Here is a 15,716-nt window from a genome sequence, read left to right as displayed (position 1 = left end):
GGCGCAAAGCATGCGACACGTGAAAAGTGCGCGCAAGTCTCACCATTCTCCCGGTACGGCGGCGTGAACCAAGCCGAGCGGCCCTTTCGGTGACGAGCATCACTCGGTCCGTCGCCGCCTTCGGGAACCTTCCAAAGCGGGTGGGGGGCCTTTGTGACGGCTGCCTCATGCCGATTCGAGTGAGCTGGGCTAACGTCGCGGTGTTCTGTGTATGAGCCCCGTAAGTCCTCGGTTCTCGTACGAGTCCCGAGCCCCGTATCCGACCCTTCCTCCAGCGGAGTACCGATGGCCAGCGCCGCAGTTTCAGTCCCCCGGACCGGTACGGTCCTCGCCGATCTCCTGCCCGCGTCCTCCTCCCGGGCCCGGGACGTCGCCCTCGTCGTCGGCGGCGCCGCCCTCACCGGCCTCGCCGCCCAGCTCACCGTGCCGGTCCCGGGCTCGCCCGTCCCGGTCTCCGGCCAGACCTTCGCGGCGCTCCTCGTCGGTACGTCCCTCGGCGCCCGCCGCGGCTTCCTCTCGCTGGCTCTCTACGCGCTCGCCGGCATCGCCGGCCTGCCCTGGTTCGCCGACGGCAAGTCCGGCGCCGCCTTCCCCTCCTTCGGCTACGTCCTCGGCATGCTGCTCGCCGCCACCGTCGTCGGCGCCCTGGCCCGCCGCGGCGCCGACCGCTCGGTCCTGCGCACCGCGGGCACCATGGCCCTCGGCACCGCGATCATCTACGCCGTCGGCGTCCCGTACCTGGCCCTCGCCCTCCACATGCCGCTCGGCGACGCCGTGGCGGCGGGTTTGACCCCGTTCCTCATCGGCGACGCGCTCAAGGCGGCGCTGGCGATGGGGGCGCTGCCCACGGCGTGGAAGCTGCTGGGTCGGCGGGGCTGAGGCTCCTTCTTTCCGTACGGGCGCGGGCCCGCACCCCGTTCGTAGGGGGTGCGGGCCCGCGCCCGTATCGCTTCTAGCGCGTGTAACGCGGCAGGTGCTCTGTCAGCAGGTCGCCGCCCAGGCGCTCGGGGAGGGGGACGGGCTCGCCGTAGCGCCCCTGGGTGAGGGCGCGGTATCCCTCGGCCGAGGGACGGGCGTGCAGCTCCCACTCCTGCTCCACCGGCCGCAGACAGAGCACCAAGGGCACCTTGGCCTCGGCGTACCAGGCGATCCTGTCCGCGACTCCGACCCTCGGGTCGCGGGGTGAGGACGCCACCTCGATGGCCAGCTCCACTTCTTCACCGGACAGCAGCCACTCGTCGGAATCCATCACCGACAGGTCGCAGACCACCATGAGGGGCGTGACGAAGTCGTCGGGGTCGCCGGCGAGGCCGATCGACGCGCTCTGGAAGGACCCCACCCCGTCGGAGCGGCACCGGTTCAGGGCCTCGTGCAGCTCGCTCATGAGCAGGGCATCCGCCCGGGAACGAGGCGTCGTGGCCAGCACGTTGCCGCGGACGACCTCCACTCGGAGGCCGGTCTTCTCCCGGATGAACGCCGCGACGTCCCTCAGCTTCCCGGGCACGCCCGGGACCTGCGGCCGGTGCCGGCCGGAGCTCTGCCGGGGGCGGTCGTCCCGGACGTGCTCGCCGACGGCCATCTGTGCACCCTTTCCCGTACGGATCCGGGCCCCACGGTAGGGCGGCGTCCGCCCTTCCGGCCGGGAAGTCCGTGACCGGACTCGGCGTGACCGATCTCGGATGCCGGATGCCACGAACCGACCGTCGGGTGAACGGGAACGGCGGTGGGCCCGCACCCTCCCAAGGGTGGGGCCCACCGCCGTCAGACGCCGAGGTCCGCCGGAGGCTACTTCACCGCCCGCCGGCGTCGGTCCAGGACCAGGCCGATGGCCAGGACGACCACGGCCACCAGGACCGAGAGGGCGACCTGCTCGCGGTTGTCGCCGCCGTCGTAGACCATGTAGCCGAGCACGAAGAGGATCATGCCGATCGTGGCCCAGGTCAGGTACGGGAACAGCCACATCCGCACGACCAGCTTCTCCGGCATCTCGCGCAGGATGATGCCGCGCATCTTCAGCTGCGTGAAGCAGATGACCAGCCACACGAACAGGGCGACCGCGCCCGACGAGTTGAGCAGGAACTTGAAGACCGTGTCGGGCCACATGTAGTTGAAGAAGACCGACAGGAAGCCGAAGACGACCGAACCCAGGATCGCCGCCTGCGGCACGCCCCGCTTGTTGACGCGGGCGAACGCCTTCGGCGCGTCGCCGCGCTGGCCGAGCGAGAAGGCCATGCGGGAGGCGGTGTACAGGCCCGAGTTGAGGCAGGAGAGGACGGCGGTCAGGACGATGACGTTCATGACCTGGCCGGCGTGCGGGATGCCGATCGAGTTCAGCGCCGCGACGTAACTGCCGTCCTTGAGGATCGCCTTGGAGTTCCAGGGCAGCAGGGTGACGACGACGAAGATCGAACCGAGGTAGAAGACGGCGATGCGCCAGATGACGCTGTTGGTCGCCTGCCGGACGGCCTTCTGCGGGTTCTCGGACTCGCCGGCGGCGAGGGTGACGATCTCGCTGCCCATGAAGGAGAAGACGACCATCAGCACGCCGGTGAGGATCGCGCCGGGACCGTGGGGCAGGAAGCCGCCCGCGTCGGTGAGGTGGGCCAGGCCCGCGCCCTCGTTCTTCGAACCGGGCAGCACGCCGAAGACCGCGAGCCCGCCGATGACGACGAACGCGGCGATGGCGACGACCTTGATGCCCGCGAACCAGAACTCGAACTCACCGTACGAGCTGACCGAGGCCAGGTTGGTGGCGGTGAGCACGACCATGACGATCAGCGCCCAGGCCCACTTGGGCACGTCCGGCACCCAGCTGTTGAGGATCGCGGCGCCCGCCGTGGCCTCGACCGCCAGCACGACGACCCAGAAGAACCAGTAGAGCCAGCCGATGGTGAAACCGGCCCAGCGGCCCAGGCCGCGGTCCGCGTAGGCGGAGAACGAGCCGGAGGTCGGATTCGCGGCGGCCATTTCGCCGAGCATCCGCATGACGAGGACGACCATCGTGCCCACGAGGGCGTACGAGATCAGAATGCCGGGACCGGCGGCGGCGATACCGGATCCGGAACCCACGAAGAGTCCGGCGCCGATGACCCCACCAATGGCGATCATGGAAAGGTGGCGGTTCTTGAGGCCGGCCTTGAGGCCGTCCCCCGTCGCCGGCGCGGCGTCCGCGGGATCGCCGGACGACGCCTTCGTCATGGTCGGCGGTATCGCGCTCATGGGCAGTTTCCTTTGGTTCTCGGGTTGCGAGCCCCCGCATTAGAACTTTTCGAAGGTGTATTTCGGAAGACCCGAATCCGTATCGTTGTGTTCACCCGGTGTACCGATCAGGGCCACTGGCGCGGCCACGCGCCGGGACGTGCCACACTCGGACGCATGCGCGTGTACCTCGGCTCCGACCATGCCGGTTACGAACTCAAGACCCACCTCGTCGAGTGGCTCAAGGCCCACGGCCACGAGCCCGTCGACTGCGGCCCGCACCTCTACGACGCCCAGGACGACTACCCCCCGTTCTGCCTGCGGGCCGCCGAGCGGACCGCCGCGGACGAGGGCAGCCTCGGCATCGTGATCGGCGGCTCCGGCAACGGCGAGCAGATCGCCGCGAACAAGGTCAAGGGCGTCCGCGCGGCGCTCGCCTGGAGCGAGCAGACGGCCGCGCTGGGCCGCGAGCACAACAACGCGAACGTGATCGCGGTGGGCGCCCGGATGCACTCCGAGGACGAGGCGACGAAGTTCGTCGAGGTGTTCCTTGCCACGCCGTACTCGGGTGAGGAGCGTCACACTCGCCGCATCGAGATGCTCAGCCGCTACGAGACGACGGGCGAGCTGCCCGCCATCCCGGCGCACCACCCGCAGCAGGACTGACAGTGAGGATGTGACGTGGCTTCTCCGACGGGTCTGACTCACGGACTGACCGACGTCTCGACTGTCTTGTTTGGGATTTGTCGATCCGCTCGGAGGAGCCGCCTCGCACGCGACCGGACGGGCGACCGTGACCTTATAGGAGCTTGGTCAAGAAGCCCCGCCACTGTCTTGTCCGCCCGCCCGGCCGGCGCGTGCCGCCCTACCGGGATCAGCGAGAGGACGGCAGTGACCAGCATGACGGACCAGGCCCTGGAAGTCACAGGCGGCATCGACACCCACGGCGAGACCCACCACGCCGCCGTGGTCGACCGCCTCGGCCGCCACCTGGCCGACCAGGAGTTCGAGGCCACCGGCCCCGGATATCGCAAGCTCCTGGCCTGGCTGCTCGCCCAGGGCACCGTGACGGCCGTCGGCGTGGAAGGCACCGGCGCCTACGGCGCCGAACTCGCCCGCGTTCTGCGCGAAGCGGGACTGAAGGTCGTCGAGGTCGACCGGCCGGACCGCAAAACCCGCAGGCTGAAGGGCAAGTCCGACCCGATCGACGCCTACGCCGCCGCCGTGGCGGTGGCCTCCGGCAGGGCGAGCGGGACCCCCAAGACCCGCACCGGTGTCGTGGAAGCCGTGCGGGCTCTGCGGGTGCCGCGCCGTTCGGCGGTCAAGTCCCGTACCCAGGCAGTCAACCAGGCACGGCAACTGCTGGTCACCGCGCCCGAGAGCCTGCGCGCCCCGCTGCGCGGGCTGACCGCCGCCCGGCTGGCGAAGGCGTGCGCGCGGCTGCGGCCGGGTGACGATCTCGCCGACCCGCTGCACGCGGCCAAGGCGGCCCTGCGCCGGCTGGGCCGGCGGATCCTGGCCCTGACCGAGGAGATCGACGAGCTGGAGGCGGAGCTGAAGACGCTCACCGCCCAGGCCGCCCCCGAGCTCCTGGCCCTGCAAGGAGTCGGCGCGGACGTGGCCGGGCAGCTGCTGGCCACCGCCGGTGACAACCCCGACCGGCTGCACTCCGAAGCAGCCTTCGCCCACCTGTGCGGCGTCGCTCCCATACCGGCCTCCTCGGGCCGCCGGGACCGCCACCGGCTCAACCGCGGCGGAGACCGGGCCGCCAACCACGCCCTGCACACCATCGTGCTCTGCCGCCTGCGCTGGGACGAACGCACCCGCATCTACATGGAACGGCGCACCCAGCAGGGCCTGTCGAAGAAGGACATCATGCGCTGCCTCAAACGCCACGTCGCACGCGAGGTCTACCGCGTCCTCATGCGATCCCTCGACCACCGATCCACCAGCCGACAAACGACTCAAGGCGACCTCACTGAAGCCGCTTGACATCCATAGGAGCATCCAGCCGGACGGACCACCGGGGCCCGGTCGTACGACGGGCCCCACGGACGCCCCCGGGCCCGCCGCACCGCGCGGCGGGCCCCTCGCCGTTGCGCGCCGCCGTTCCGGAGCGCGGACGTCCGGCGCCGTTCCGCGCCGGTGCTCGAGGCGCCGGTGCTCGGGAGTGCGCGCCCGCCCGTGCTCAGAGGTACGCGCCCGCCCGGCGCCGCCGTTCCGCCGACCGCCCACACCGTCCGGGAGGACGCACGCCATGCCCGAGGGGCACACGATCCACCGCCTGGCGGCGGACCACCGCGCCCTGTTCGCGGGCCGCCCGGTCCGGGCGACGAGCCCGCAGGGCAAGTTCTCGGACGGCGCCGCGCTCGTGGACGGCCGGGTGCTGGAGGAGGCGGAGGCGCACGGCAAGCACCTCTTCCTCGGCTTCGGGCCCACCGGCTGGATCCACGTCCACCTCGGCCTCTTCGGCAAGTACACGCTCGGCACCGCCCCCACGCCCCCGCCCACGGACACCGTCCGGCTGCGGCTGGCCACCCCGGACGCGTACGCCGACCTGCGCGGTCCGACCGCCTGCGCGCTGCTGACGGACGGTGAGAAGCAGGCGATACACGACCGGCTGGGACCCGATCCGCTCCGCGCGGACGAGGACCCCGAGCCGGCCTGGCGGCGGATATCGCGCAGCAGGACGAGTATCGCCGCCCTGCTGATGGACCAGAAGGTGGTCGCCGGGGTGGGCAACGTCTACCGGGCGGAGGTCCTCTTCCGCCATGGAATCGACCCCTACCGGACGGGCCGTGACCTCACCCGTTCCGAATGGGACGCCATCTGGCACGACCTGGTGGCGCTGATGCGCGAGGGCGTGCGCAACAACAGAATCGACACGGTACGGCCCGACCACACCCCCGAGGCCATGGGCCGGCCGCCGCGGGTGGACGACCACGGCGGCGAGGTCTACGTCTACCGGCGCGCCGGACAGCCGTGCCACGTCTGCGGCGACGAGGTCCGTACGGCCGGGCTCGCCGCCCGCAACCTCTTCTGGTGCCCGGGCTGCCAGCGGAACTGAGAACGAACCGAGAACGAACCGAGAACGAGAGGGGAGCGCGGCCCGGCCGGCGCGCTCCGGTCGTACGACCGGATTCCCCGCTGTACAGCCATGCGAGGACCCGTATAACCGCTCAGGTGAGCGTCTTTCGCATAGGGTTGCACCCCAGGTGCCCCGCGGGCAGCCGTGTCGGCGCGGCGTGAATCGACGCGCCGCCGAATGGGTGGATAAGGTCCCGAAGCAATGACTGGCGGTGCGGAGACCCCGACGGCCCGGATGCGCAAAGCACTGCACCGGGCCCGTACGAGCGTGCGCAAGGCCGGGGTCGACTACTTCCGCGGCGACGGCTCCGACTGGCTCGCCCTCAGCGCGCTCCTCTTCTCCGTCCCCGCCCTCGCCATCGGCACCATCGCCCAGCCCGAGTGGTGCGCCCCCGCCGCGCTGGTGCTGCCCATCGTCGCCGGCGGACTGCTGCTCCGCCCCGCCAGCCTCCTCGGCCTCTACGCGGCGGCCGCGACCGCCCTTATCGTCGAGTCGGCGGTCCTCGACCCCGCCGCGTACGGCGCCGACCGCGTCACCCCCGGCACCATCCTCGTCGTCGCCGCCGTCGGCTTCCTCGGCCTGCTCATCGCCCAGTTCCGCAGCCGCGTCGGTGTCCCCTGGCGGCGCGGCGGAACGATGCTCTTCGACCTGCGCGAACGCATCCGGGTCCAGAGCAAGCTGCCCGCGCTGCCCCGCGGCTGGCACCGCGAGATGGCCCTGCGGCCCGCCGGCGGGCAGTCGTTCTCCGGCGACTTCGTCGTCGCCGCCCGCACCAACGGCGGCCGGACGCTCGAGGTCGTCCTCACCGACGTCTCCGGCAAGGGCATGGACGCCGCCTCCCGCGCGCTGCTGCTCTCCGGCGCCTTCGGCGGACTGCTCGGCTCGCTGCCGCCGCACGCCTTCCTCCCCGCCGCCAACGGCTACCTCCTCCGGCAGGACTGGGACGAGGGCTTCGCCACCTCGGTGCACCTCGTCCTGGACCTGGACAGCGGCGACTACGAGCTCTTCTCCGCCGGGCATGTGCCCGCGCTCCAGCTCAGCGCCGGGTCCGGCCGCTGGGAGGAGAAGGCCGCGGAGGGGCCGCTGCTCGGCGTCTACGACGGCGCCGAGTTCGACTCCGTCAAGGGGCGGCTGCGCCCCGGCGACGTCCTGATGCTGTTCACCGACGGCCTGGTGGAGACCTCCGAACGCGAGCTGACCGAGGGCATGGACCGGCTGACCGGCGAGGCCGACCGGTACGTCACCACCGGATTCGCGGGCGCCGCCTGGCACTTGATCGAAGCCGTGGCCAAAGACGTCAACGACGACCGGGCGCTGCTGCTGATCTGCCGCGACCGGCGCGACTGAGCGACGCGCCCGGGACGGGCGCGGTGAATTCCGGGAGCGCGCGCCTTCGTTCCGGCTCGCGTGCGACCGCATTTCCGACCCCGTGATTTCCCGCGTTCGATCGCGCGGTGTCCGCTTTGACGTCATACGAGCGCCGCGGCATTGCGCCGTCACCGCGTTGCGGTTTTCGCAGGCGCGTTGATAGACATGTCCGTCCGCCGCGCACGGCGGCGGATGTGTATGCCGCCCTGGGGCCGCCGGCATTTCCGCCGCGTCATGCTGTCCCGCCGCGTCGGCGGCGCGTCAGGCGCATCACGTGCATCGTGCTCATCGCGTTCACGACTTTCCACGGGGGATTCTCATGACCACGCCTCAGCCACCTCAACAGCCCCAGGCGCCCTACGGATATCCGCAGCAGCCCGGCCCGTACCAGGGCCCGTACCAGGCTCCGCCCGCCGCGCCCCAGGGGAATCCGTACGGCGCCCCGCCGCAAGGGAATCCGTACGGCGCCCCGCCGCAGTCGAACCCCTACGGGACCGCCGCCCCGCAGGCCCATCCGTACGGGACCGCCGCCCCGCAGGGGAACCCGTACGGCGCCCCCGGCCCCTACGCGGCCCCGCCGCAGCAGCCCGGCCCCGGCGGCCCGTACGCCGGCGTTCCGCAACAGCCCGGCCCCTACGGCGCCGCGCCGCACCAGCAGCCCCATCCGCAGCCCGGCGCACACGGCGGCTGCCAGATATGCGGCGGCTTCCCGGCCGTCCAGACGACCATCCGCCGCCATCAGGGCCTCGTCTTCCTGATGCGGTTCTACTCCCAGAAGGGCCGGTTCTGCCGGACCTGCGGCACCGCGCTGCTCCGCGAGATGACCGCGAAGACCTGCTGGCAGTGGTGGAGCCCGTTCTCGCTGATCATCTTCACGCCGCTGACCCTGCTCTGGAACCTGAGCGTGCACGCGAAGCTCAAGAAGCTGACGCCCCCGGCCCCCGGAAGCCACGGGCCGCAGCCCGACCCGGGGGCGCCGCTGTTCAGCCGCCCTGGAGCGATCGGTCTGATCGGGCCGGTGGGATGGTGGGTGGTGCTGGCGGCGCAGATTGTGCTGCACCTGTAGCCGCACCCGCATCTGCAGCCGCATCCGTGACCGGACCCGCATCCGTGACCGGACCCGCATCCGCGACCGGACCCGCTGCCGCGACCGGACCCGCTGCCGTACCGGCCGCCGCGCCCGCGGCGGGCCGGGGCGGCACGCGGAAGGCCCAGTCCATCCGCGGTTCGACCACCGGGCGGAACACCCGCCGCACGGGAGCCGTGCACAACACGGTGACCAGGGCGACGGCGAGGACCGACACCAGGACCTCGCCCGCCGGCCGCCGGATCCACTCGTACAGGTCGTACCACTCCCACCAACGCGACAGCTTGATCACGAAGCCGTGCAGCAGGAAGCCGTACATCGTCCCCGTCCCGAGCGCCGTGAACCAGGTCCGCCGGCGCGGTACCCAGGCCAGGAAGCCCACCGTCAGCGCGGCGGCGCACAGGAACAGGGCGAAGGTCATCACGGGCGCCGTCCAGGCGGGTTCGCGCAGGTCCCGGATGGTGGAGTTGCGGTAGAACCAGCCGGTGTCCAGCCGCGGGGCCAGCAGGTACGCGGTGACCACCGCGCAGGCGAACAGCGGCACCGCCGCGATCCGCACCCAGCGCCGCCGCACCAGCTCGAAGTGGGCGGGCTTCAGATGCAGGCCGATCACGAAGAACGGCAGGAACTGCATCACCCGCATCACATCGAACTCGCTCCCCACCTCCGGGGAGAGCATCGCCGTGATCGCGACGGCGAAGGACAGCGGGACGGGCCAGCGCACCGCCCGCCACACCGGCGTCGTCAGCCGCCACAGGAAGAGGGCGGCCAGGAACCAGTTGAGGTACCACGGTTCCAGCAGGGTGAACGGCTCCGGGTCGGCGCCGTCCTCGGCCAGGTGCTGGAACTCCACGAAGGCCAGCTGGAAGATCAGGTACGGCACCAGGACGCTGGTGATCAGGCGCTTGACCTTCGGCGGGCTCAGGTCGAAGCCCCGTGAGAAGTAGCCGGAGATCAGGATGAACGCCGGCATGTGGAACGTGTAGACGGTCAGGTACAGCGCCGTCGCGGCCCGGCTGCTGTGGGTGAGCGGCTCCCAGGCGTGGCCGAGCACGACGAGCACGATGGCCAGGTACTTCGCGTTGTCGAAGAACGGGTCGCGCGGTACGGCGGCGGAACCGGCCGGGGGCGGGCCGGGAGCGGGGGCCGCGGTACGCGCCGGGGACGTGGCGGTGCGGGACATTCGACGCAGACTAGCGGGGTCCGGCAAAGCGGTGGCAATCCTTCCGTTCGGCTCCCGGAGGCGCTCCGACGGCCGCGTCATCCGGTGACCGGCCACCGCGGCCGGAAAGCGACCCCTGACGGAGCCGGTCAAATCGTCGATGAATCGTCACATCACCTCCACGGAGCGCAAGTTGATGGCACGATGGTGCGGTGGAGCCCGACGAGGTGGTGCTCCGGGGGCCGGGCCAGGTTCTTCGACCGAGGGTGTGATCTGTTGTGGCCATATCGGTGTCTGCGGTGCTGCTCTTGGCGATCATCCTGGTGATGATGATCCGCAGCGGGAAGATCAAAGCCGGGGCGGCCACCGTCGCGGCCCTGTTCGGGTTCTTCCTGGCGTCGTCGGGCATGGCCCCGTCGATCCACCGGTTCCTCAACTCGCTCGCCCAGACGATCAGCAACATCAAGCTCTGACCCCGTCGCCCTCCGGAGCGGATTCCCCGAAGGGCGACGCGGCGCGCACGAGAAACGCCCCCGGCCGGTGGCCGGGGGCGTCGTCCGAGCGGGCGACGGGAATCGAACCCGCGTAGCCAGTTTGGAAGACTGGGGCTCTACCATTGAGCTACGCCCGCGCGTGCCGCTGCCACCCCACCGGGGGTGCGGCACTGACGTGCATCGTAGCGGGTCCGGCCCCCTCGCCGCACACCCCGGTGCCCGTCCCGCCTCGCGGGGCCCGCGGACGTACGTCTCCGCCCCCTCCGACTCGTTTGCCCCTCGGGCAACCCTCGTGGTCACCGCCATGGTCATGGCCAGGCATCCGCACGGTCACGGCGCGGTCAAAGGTCGGCCGCCGCTCTCGTGGGCATGTACCCTACGTGTCGCACCGACGGGGTGTGGCGCAGCTTGGTAGCGCGTCCGCTTTGGGAGCGGAAGGTCGTCGGTTCGAATCCGGCCACCCCGACCAGCAAGATCGCCTTGTGGGGCTCATCCAGCGTGCGGTTACTATGCAGGTTGCGCGTCTGTGTCTCTACTACCGGGCGCGATCGGCTGAGGCTCAGCAGAACCTCGGCAGAAAAACCCGAAGTCAGCCCCAAGGAGACCGAACCGTGAAGAGCGCCGTGGAGACCCTGAACCCGACCCGGGTTCGGCTCACTGTCGAGGTGCCCTTCGAGGAGCTCAAGCCCAGCCTCGACGCGGCGTACAAGAAGATCAACCAGCAGGTCTCGGTGCCTGGCTTCCGGAAGGGCAAGATCCCGGCCCGGGTCATCGACCAGCGCTTCGGCCGCGGTGCGGTGCTGGAGGAGGCCGTCAACGACGCCCTCCCGAAGTTCTACACCGAGGCCGTCAACGAGGGTGAGCTGAACCCGCTGGGCCAGCCCGAGGTGGACATCACGGAGCTGAAGGACGGCGAGCTGCTGACCTTCACCGCCGAGGTCGACATCCGTCCCGCCCTGGAGATCCCGGACTACTCCGGCATCGAGGTCACCGTCGACGCCGTCGAGGTCACCGACGAGGACGTGGAGAAGTCGGTCGAGCAGCTCCGCGAGCGCTTCGCCACCACCTCCCCGGTCGAGCGCGCCGCCGCCGAGGGCGACATCGTCACCCTGGACCTGGAGGCCAAGGTCGACGGCGAGGTGCTGGAGGACGGCGTCGCCAAGGGCGTCGACTACACCATCGGCTCCGGCCAGCTGCTCGACGGCATCGACGAGGCCGTCACCGGCCTGGAGGCCGGCGGCACCGCCACCTTCACCTCCGAGCTCAAGGGTGGCAGCGCCGAGGGCAAGGAGGCCGAGGTCAAGGTCGACGTCACCGCGGTGAAGTCGCGCGAACTGCCCGCCCTGGACGACGAGTTCGCCCAGCTCGCGAGCGAGTTCGACACGCTGGAGGAGCTCAAGGCCGACAGCCGTGAGCGCCTCGCCCGGATGAAGAAGTTCGACCAGGCCACCCAGGCCCAGGAGAAGGTGCTCGAGGAGCTCCTGAAGCTGGTCGAGGTCCCGATGCCGGAGAAGCTGCTCGAGGACGAGATCAACACCCGGAAGCACAACCTGGAGCACCACCAGCTCGGCCAGATGGGCCTCACCCTGGCGAAGTACCTGGAGATCCAGGGCAAGACCGCCGAGGAGTTCGACGCCGAGCTCAAGGAGCAGGCCGAGAAGGGCATCCGTACCCAGTTCGTCCTCGACGAGATCGTCAACAAGGAGAAGCTGTCGGTCGGCCAGGACGAGCTCACCGAGCACCTGATGCGCCGTGCCCAGTCCTCCGGCATGAGCCCCGACCAGTTCGCCCAGGCCGTCGTCGAGCAGGGCCAGGTCCCGATGCTCGTCGGTGAGGTCGCCCGCGGCAAGGCCCTCGCGACCGTCGTCGAGGCCGCCACGGTCAAGGACTCCAACGGCGAGGTCGTCGACCTGGAGGACGGCGAGGACGAGGCGGAGGCCACCGAGGCCACTGAGACCGCCGAGGCCGCCGAGGCGAAGAACGAGGGCTGAGCCCCCGAACGCCCACCGGCCGCGCTCCGCGACCGCCGTGCCCCCGGGTGCGGCGGTCGCGGGGACGGCCTTCCGGGACGGGCCCGGACATGACCCCGCCGCCGGCCGGCGCGGGCCGTGTCCGGGCCCGTCCTGGCTCCGGGCGCCCTGACCCGACGACCGGTGCGCGCCGGGGGCGCGCCCGGCGTTCCGGGCGCCGTGGGCGGTGGCCCCACAGGGGCGTACCGGCCGGAACATGCGCTCAGAGCGAACAGTTCCTCATGCGGGATGGCGCCCGCCGACCAGCGCGTTAGGGTCCGTAGATACGAGGGCAGGGGAGACTTTGAGCGCGCCGGACCGTACCGGCCCGAAGCCCCCCGGCCCCGAGAGAAGACGCGGAGACGGCCCGTTGCCGTCAGAGACGAGCAGGTGGATCACGTGACGAATCTGATGCCTTCCGCCGCCGGCGGTCCTTCCATCGGTGGTGGCCTCGGCGACCAGGTCTACAGCCGACTGCTCGACGAGCGGATCATCTTCCTGGGCCAGCAGGTCGACGACGACATCGCCAACAAGATCACGGCTCAGCTGCTGCTCCTTGCCGCCGACCCCGACAAGGACATCTACCTCTACATCAACAGCCCCGGTGGCTCGGTGACGGCCGGCATGGCGGTCTACGACACCATGCAGTACATCCCGAACGACGTGGTCACCATCGGCATGGGCCTCGCGGCCTCGATGGGCCAGTTCCTGCTGACCGGTGGCACCCCGGGCAAGCGCTTCGCGCTGCCCAACACCGACATCCTGATGCACCAGGGCTCCGCGGGTCTCGGCGGTACCGCATCGGACATCAAGATCCAGGCCGAGCAGCTGCTCCGCACCAAGAAGCGGATGGCGGAGATCACCGCCCACCACACCGGCCAGACCGTCGAGACGATCATCCGCGACGGCGACCGCGACCGCTGGTTCAGCGCGGAGGAGGCGAAGGCGTACGGGATCATCGACGAGATCATCACGCACGCCTCCGGCGTTCCGGGCGGCGGCGGCACCGGGGCCTGAGCCCCGGAGTCCGGGGTCTGCTCCCCGGAGCCCCGGGGCCGGCCCCCGGGAGTACCGCCCGACCGTCGATTCCCAGCCAACGACCGCCATCAGGATGGTGAACACCCGCATGAACAACTTCCCCGGCAGCGGCCTCTACACGGGCCCGCAGGCACAGTTCTCCGGCCTGCCCGCCGAGAGTCGTTACGTCGTCCCCCGCTTCGTCGAGCGCACCTCCCAGGGCGTCCGCGAGTACGACCCGTACGCGAAGCTCTTCGAGGAGCGCGTGATCTTCCTCGGCGTGCAAATCGACGACGCCTCCGCCAACGACGTGATGGCACAGCTGCTGTGCCTGGAGTCGATGGACCCCGACCGGGACATCTCGATCTACATCAACTCGCCCGGCGGCTCGTTCACCGCGCTGACCGCCATCTACGACACGATGCAGTTCGTGAAGCCGGACATCCAGACGGTCTGCATGGGCCAGGCCGCCTCCGCCGCGGCGATCCTGCTGGCCGCCGGCACCCCGGGCAAGCGCATGGCGCTCCCCAACGCCCGTGTCCTGATCCACCAGCCGTCCAGCCAGACGGGCCGAGAGCAGCTCTCCGACCTGGAGATCGCGGCGAACGAGATCATGCGGATGCGGACGCAGCTGGAGGAGATGCTGGCCAAGCACTCCACCACGCCGATCGAGAAGATCCGCGACGACATCGAGCGCGACAAGATCCTCACGGCCGAGGACGCGCTGGCGTACGGTCTCGTGGACCAGATCGTCTCGACGCGCAAGTCGTCCGTCGCGGTCTGACGTTCTGACGTGACGGTCCGGGAACCGGCCGGGAGCGGGCTCCCGGACCTCCCGGACGCCGTGCCGCCGGTACCCCCCTTGGCCGAGTAGGTGCGAGGGGGGCCCGCACGGGGGGCCCGGCAAGGTACCGTCGATAGGCAAGCACTCGGGTTCGCAGAGCAAGGCGGATCCCAGGCGAAGGGGAAGCACCTCGTGGCACGCATCGGTGACGGCGGCGACCTGCTCAAGTGCTCGTTCTGCGGGAAGAGCCAGAAGCAGGTGAAGAAGCTCATCGCGGGTCCTGGTGTGTACATCTGCGACGAGTGCATCGACCTCTGCAACGAGATCATCGAGGAAGAGCTCGCGGAGACCTCCGAGGTGCGCTGGGAGGAACTGCCCAAGCCCCGGGAGATCTACGAGTTCCTCGAGGGGTACGTCGTCGGCCAGGAGGCCGCCAAGAAGGCCCTCTCGGTGGCCGTCTACAACCACTACAAGCGCGTCCAGGCCGGCGAGGCCGGCGGGCGCGACCGTGATGACGCCATCGAGCTGTCCAAGTCCAACATCCTGCTGCTCGGCCCCACCGGGTCCGGCAAGACGCTGCTGGCGCAGACGCTCGCCCGCATGCTGAACGTCCCGTTCGCCATCGCTGACGCCACGGCGCTGACCGAGGCGGGCTACGTCGGCGAGGACGTCGAGAACATCCTGCTGAAGCTGATCCAGGCCGCCGACTACGACGTCAAGAAGGCCGAGACCGGCATCATCTACATCGACGAGATCGACAAGGTCGCCCGAAAGAGCGAAAATCCGTCGATCACTCGGGACGTCTCCGGCGAGGGTGTGCAGCAGGCCCTGCTGAAGATCCTGGAGGGCACCACGGCCTCGGTCCCCCCGCAGGGCGGCCGGAAGCACCCGCACCAGGAGTTCATCCAGATCGACACGACGAACGTGCTGTTCATCGTGGGCGGCGCGTTCTCCGGCCTGGAGAAGATCATCGAGTCGCGGGCGGGCGCCAAGGGCATCGGCTTCGGTGCGACGATCCGCTCCAAGCGGGAGATCGAGGCGAGCGACCAGTTCCAGGAGGTCATGCCGGAGGACCTGGTCAAGTTCGGCATGATCCCCGAGTTCATCGGCCGGCTGCCGGTGATCACCAGCGTCCACAACCTGGACCGCGCGGCCCTGCTGAAGATCCTCGTCGAGCCGCGCAACGCCCTGGTCAAGCAGTACCAGCGCCTCTTCGAACTCGACGGCGTGGAGCTGGACTTCGACCGCCCGGCGCTGGAGGCCATCGCCGACCAGGCGATCCTGCGCGGCACCGGCGCGCGGGGCCTGCGCGCCATCATGGAGGAGGTCCTCCAGTCGGTGATGTACGAGGTGCCGTCCCGGAAGGACGTCGCACGGGTCGTCATCACGGCGGACGTCGTGCAGTCGAACGTCAACCCCACCCTGGTGCCGCGCACTCGGGGCAGCGAGCCGGGCTCGGGGGAGCGGCACGAGAAGAGCGCGTAGCTTTCTCGCGGGCGCCCGGCCGCC

The 15,716-nt window shown here is 70.5% G+C and carries 14 protein-coding genes and 2 tRNA genes; 12 read left to right on the top strand and 4 right to left on the bottom strand.

The features are described 5' to 3' along the window. Nucleotides 1-285: 285 nt before the first annotated feature. Nucleotides 286-879 carry a biotin transporter BioY gene (locus J7W19_RS10715; protein WP_004956160.1) on the top strand — a complete coding sequence of 198 codons (594 nt, stop codon included), beginning with the start codon at nucleotides 286-288 and terminating at the stop codon, nucleotides 877-879. A 73-nt stretch (nucleotides 880-952) separates the two neighbouring features. Here the strand turns inward: J7W19_RS10715 and J7W19_RS10710 are convergent, their stop codons facing one another. Further along, a complete protein-coding gene (locus J7W19_RS10710) occupies nucleotides 953-1,579 on the bottom strand; it encodes a Uma2 family endonuclease (protein WP_004956300.1) in 627 nt (208 codons plus the stop codon). A gap of 206 nt (nucleotides 1,580-1,785) precedes the next feature. Beyond that, nucleotides 1,786-3,198, bottom strand: coding sequence for an amino acid permease (locus tag J7W19_RS10705; protein WP_233478255.1), 1,413 nt, complete (start codon nucleotides 3,196-3,198; stop codon nucleotides 1,786-1,788). Nucleotides 3,199-3,375: 177 nt separating this feature from the next. On the opposite strand from J7W19_RS10705, the gene J7W19_RS10700 reads away from it, so the two are divergent. The 5 genes from J7W19_RS10700 (at nucleotide 3,376) to J7W19_RS10680 (ending at nucleotide 8,720) form a co-directional block, all read left to right on the top strand. Further along, nucleotides 3,376-3,864, top strand: a complete 489-nt coding sequence (locus J7W19_RS10700) for a ribose-5-phosphate isomerase (protein ID WP_004956294.1) — start codon at nucleotides 3,376-3,378, stop codon at nucleotides 3,862-3,864. Between the two features lie 234 nt (nucleotides 3,865-4,098). Beyond that, nucleotides 4,099-5,190, top strand: coding sequence for an IS110 family RNA-guided transposase (locus tag J7W19_RS10695; protein WP_040892933.1), 1,092 nt, complete (start codon nucleotides 4,099-4,101; stop codon nucleotides 5,188-5,190). A gap of 265 nt (nucleotides 5,191-5,455) precedes the next feature. Further along, nucleotides 5,456-6,265 carry an Fpg/Nei family DNA glycosylase gene (locus J7W19_RS10690; protein WP_004952995.1) on the top strand — a complete coding sequence of 270 codons (810 nt, stop codon included), beginning with the start codon at nucleotides 5,456-5,458 and terminating at the stop codon, nucleotides 6,263-6,265. Nucleotides 6,266-6,487: 222 nt separating this feature from the next. Further along, a complete protein-coding gene (locus tag J7W19_RS10685; protein ID WP_004952998.1) occupies nucleotides 6,488-7,633 on the top strand; it encodes a PP2C family protein-serine/threonine phosphatase in 1,146 nt (381 codons plus the stop codon). 340 nt (nucleotides 7,634-7,973) lie between these two features. Then, the gene (locus tag J7W19_RS10680; protein WP_004953002.1) at nucleotides 7,974-8,720 is read left to right on the top strand and encodes a hypothetical protein; all 747 of its coding nucleotides are present in this window, start codon (nucleotides 7,974-7,976) and stop codon (nucleotides 8,718-8,720) included. On the opposite strand, the gene J7W19_RS10675 is transcribed toward J7W19_RS10680, so the two are convergent. Next, nucleotides 8,638-9,924, bottom strand: a complete 1,287-nt coding sequence (locus tag J7W19_RS10675; protein ID WP_004953005.1) for an acyltransferase family protein — start codon at nucleotides 9,922-9,924, stop codon at nucleotides 8,638-8,640. The genes J7W19_RS10680 and J7W19_RS10675 overlap by 83 nt on opposite strands. A 257-nt stretch (nucleotides 9,925-10,181) precedes the next feature. Between J7W19_RS10675 and J7W19_RS10670 the strand changes: the two genes are divergently transcribed. Next, on the top strand, nucleotides 10,182-10,376 hold the full coding sequence (locus J7W19_RS10670) for a hypothetical protein (RefSeq protein WP_004953008.1): 195 nt from the start codon (nucleotides 10,182-10,184) through the stop codon (nucleotides 10,374-10,376). Between the two features lie 87 nt (nucleotides 10,377-10,463). Here the strand turns inward: J7W19_RS10670 and J7W19_RS10665 are convergent. Continuing rightward, a tRNA-Gly gene (locus tag J7W19_RS10665) sits at nucleotides 10,464-10,534 on the bottom strand. 255 nt (nucleotides 10,535-10,789) lie between these two features. On the opposite strand from J7W19_RS10665, the gene J7W19_RS10660 reads away from it, so the two are divergent. From J7W19_RS10660 to clpX, 5 genes are all read left to right on the top strand, one after another. Further along, nucleotides 10,790-10,866, top strand: a tRNA-Pro gene (locus J7W19_RS10660). Between the two features lie 142 nt (nucleotides 10,867-11,008). Further along, nucleotides 11,009-12,388: a trigger factor gene (gene tig, locus J7W19_RS10655; RefSeq protein WP_004953011.1), complete on the top strand. Its 1,380-nt coding sequence runs from the start codon at nucleotides 11,009-11,011 to the stop codon at nucleotides 12,386-12,388. 429 nt (nucleotides 12,389-12,817) lie between these two features. Next, complete coding sequence (locus J7W19_RS10650) at nucleotides 12,818-13,423, top strand: ATP-dependent Clp protease proteolytic subunit (RefSeq protein WP_051072744.1); 606 nt, start codon at nucleotides 12,818-12,820, stop codon at nucleotides 13,421-13,423. A 94-nt stretch (nucleotides 13,424-13,517) separates the two neighbouring features. Continuing rightward, entirely contained in the window at nucleotides 13,518-14,207 is a 690-nt protein-coding gene (locus J7W19_RS10645; RefSeq protein ID WP_004953018.1) for an ATP-dependent Clp protease proteolytic subunit, read from the top strand. Between the two features lie 192 nt (nucleotides 14,208-14,399). Further along, the gene (clpX, locus tag J7W19_RS10640; protein ID WP_004953021.1) at nucleotides 14,400-15,692 is read left to right on the top strand and encodes an ATP-dependent Clp protease ATP-binding subunit ClpX; all 1,293 of its coding nucleotides are present in this window, start codon (nucleotides 14,400-14,402) and stop codon (nucleotides 15,690-15,692) included. Nucleotides 15,693-15,716 lie beyond the last annotated feature (24 nt).

The sequence above is a fragment of the Streptomyces mobaraensis NBRC 13819 = DSM 40847 genome (genome assembly GCF_017916255.1).
Taxonomy (GTDB): domain Bacteria; phylum Actinomycetota; class Actinomycetes; order Streptomycetales; family Streptomycetaceae; genus Streptomyces; species Streptomyces mobaraensis.
Note: the sequence above shows the minus strand (reverse complement) of the source record. Positions and strands in the feature narration are given on the sequence as shown.

What these genes read in the sequence shown, in the direction of transcription:
- J7W19_RS10715 (WP_004956160.1), top strand. Translation starts at nt 286, where the DNA reads ATGGCCAGCGCCGCAGTTTCAGTCCCCCGGACCGGTACGGTCCTCGCC.
- J7W19_RS10710 (WP_004956300.1), bottom strand. Translation starts at nt 1,579, where the DNA reads ATGGCCGTCGGCGAGCACGTCCGGGACGACCGCCCCCGGCAGAGCTCC.
- J7W19_RS10705 (WP_233478255.1), bottom strand. Translation starts at nt 3,198, where the DNA reads ATGACGAAGGCGTCGTCCGGCGATCCCGCGGACGCCGCGCCGGCGACG.
- J7W19_RS10700 (WP_004956294.1), top strand. Translation starts at nt 3,376, where the DNA reads ATGCGCGTGTACCTCGGCTCCGACCATGCCGGTTACGAACTCAAGACC.
- J7W19_RS10695 (WP_040892933.1), top strand. Translation starts at nt 4,099, where the DNA reads ATGACGGACCAGGCCCTGGAAGTCACAGGCGGCATCGACACCCACGGC.
- J7W19_RS10690 (WP_004952995.1), top strand. Translation starts at nt 5,456, where the DNA reads ATGCCCGAGGGGCACACGATCCACCGCCTGGCGGCGGACCACCGCGCC.
- J7W19_RS10685 (WP_004952998.1), top strand. Translation starts at nt 6,488, where the DNA reads ATGACTGGCGGTGCGGAGACCCCGACGGCCCGGATGCGCAAAGCACTG.
- J7W19_RS10680 (WP_004953002.1), top strand. Translation starts at nt 7,974, where the DNA reads ATGACCACGCCTCAGCCACCTCAACAGCCCCAGGCGCCCTACGGATAT.
- J7W19_RS10675 (WP_004953005.1), bottom strand. Translation starts at nt 9,924, where the DNA reads ATGTCCCGCACCGCCACGTCCCCGGCGCGTACCGCGGCCCCCGCTCCC.
- J7W19_RS10650 (WP_051072744.1), top strand. Translation starts at nt 12,818, where the DNA reads ATGCCTTCCGCCGCCGGCGGTCCTTCCATCGGTGGTGGCCTCGGCGAC.
- J7W19_RS10645 (WP_004953018.1), top strand. Translation starts at nt 13,518, where the DNA reads ATGGTGAACACCCGCATGAACAACTTCCCCGGCAGCGGCCTCTACACG.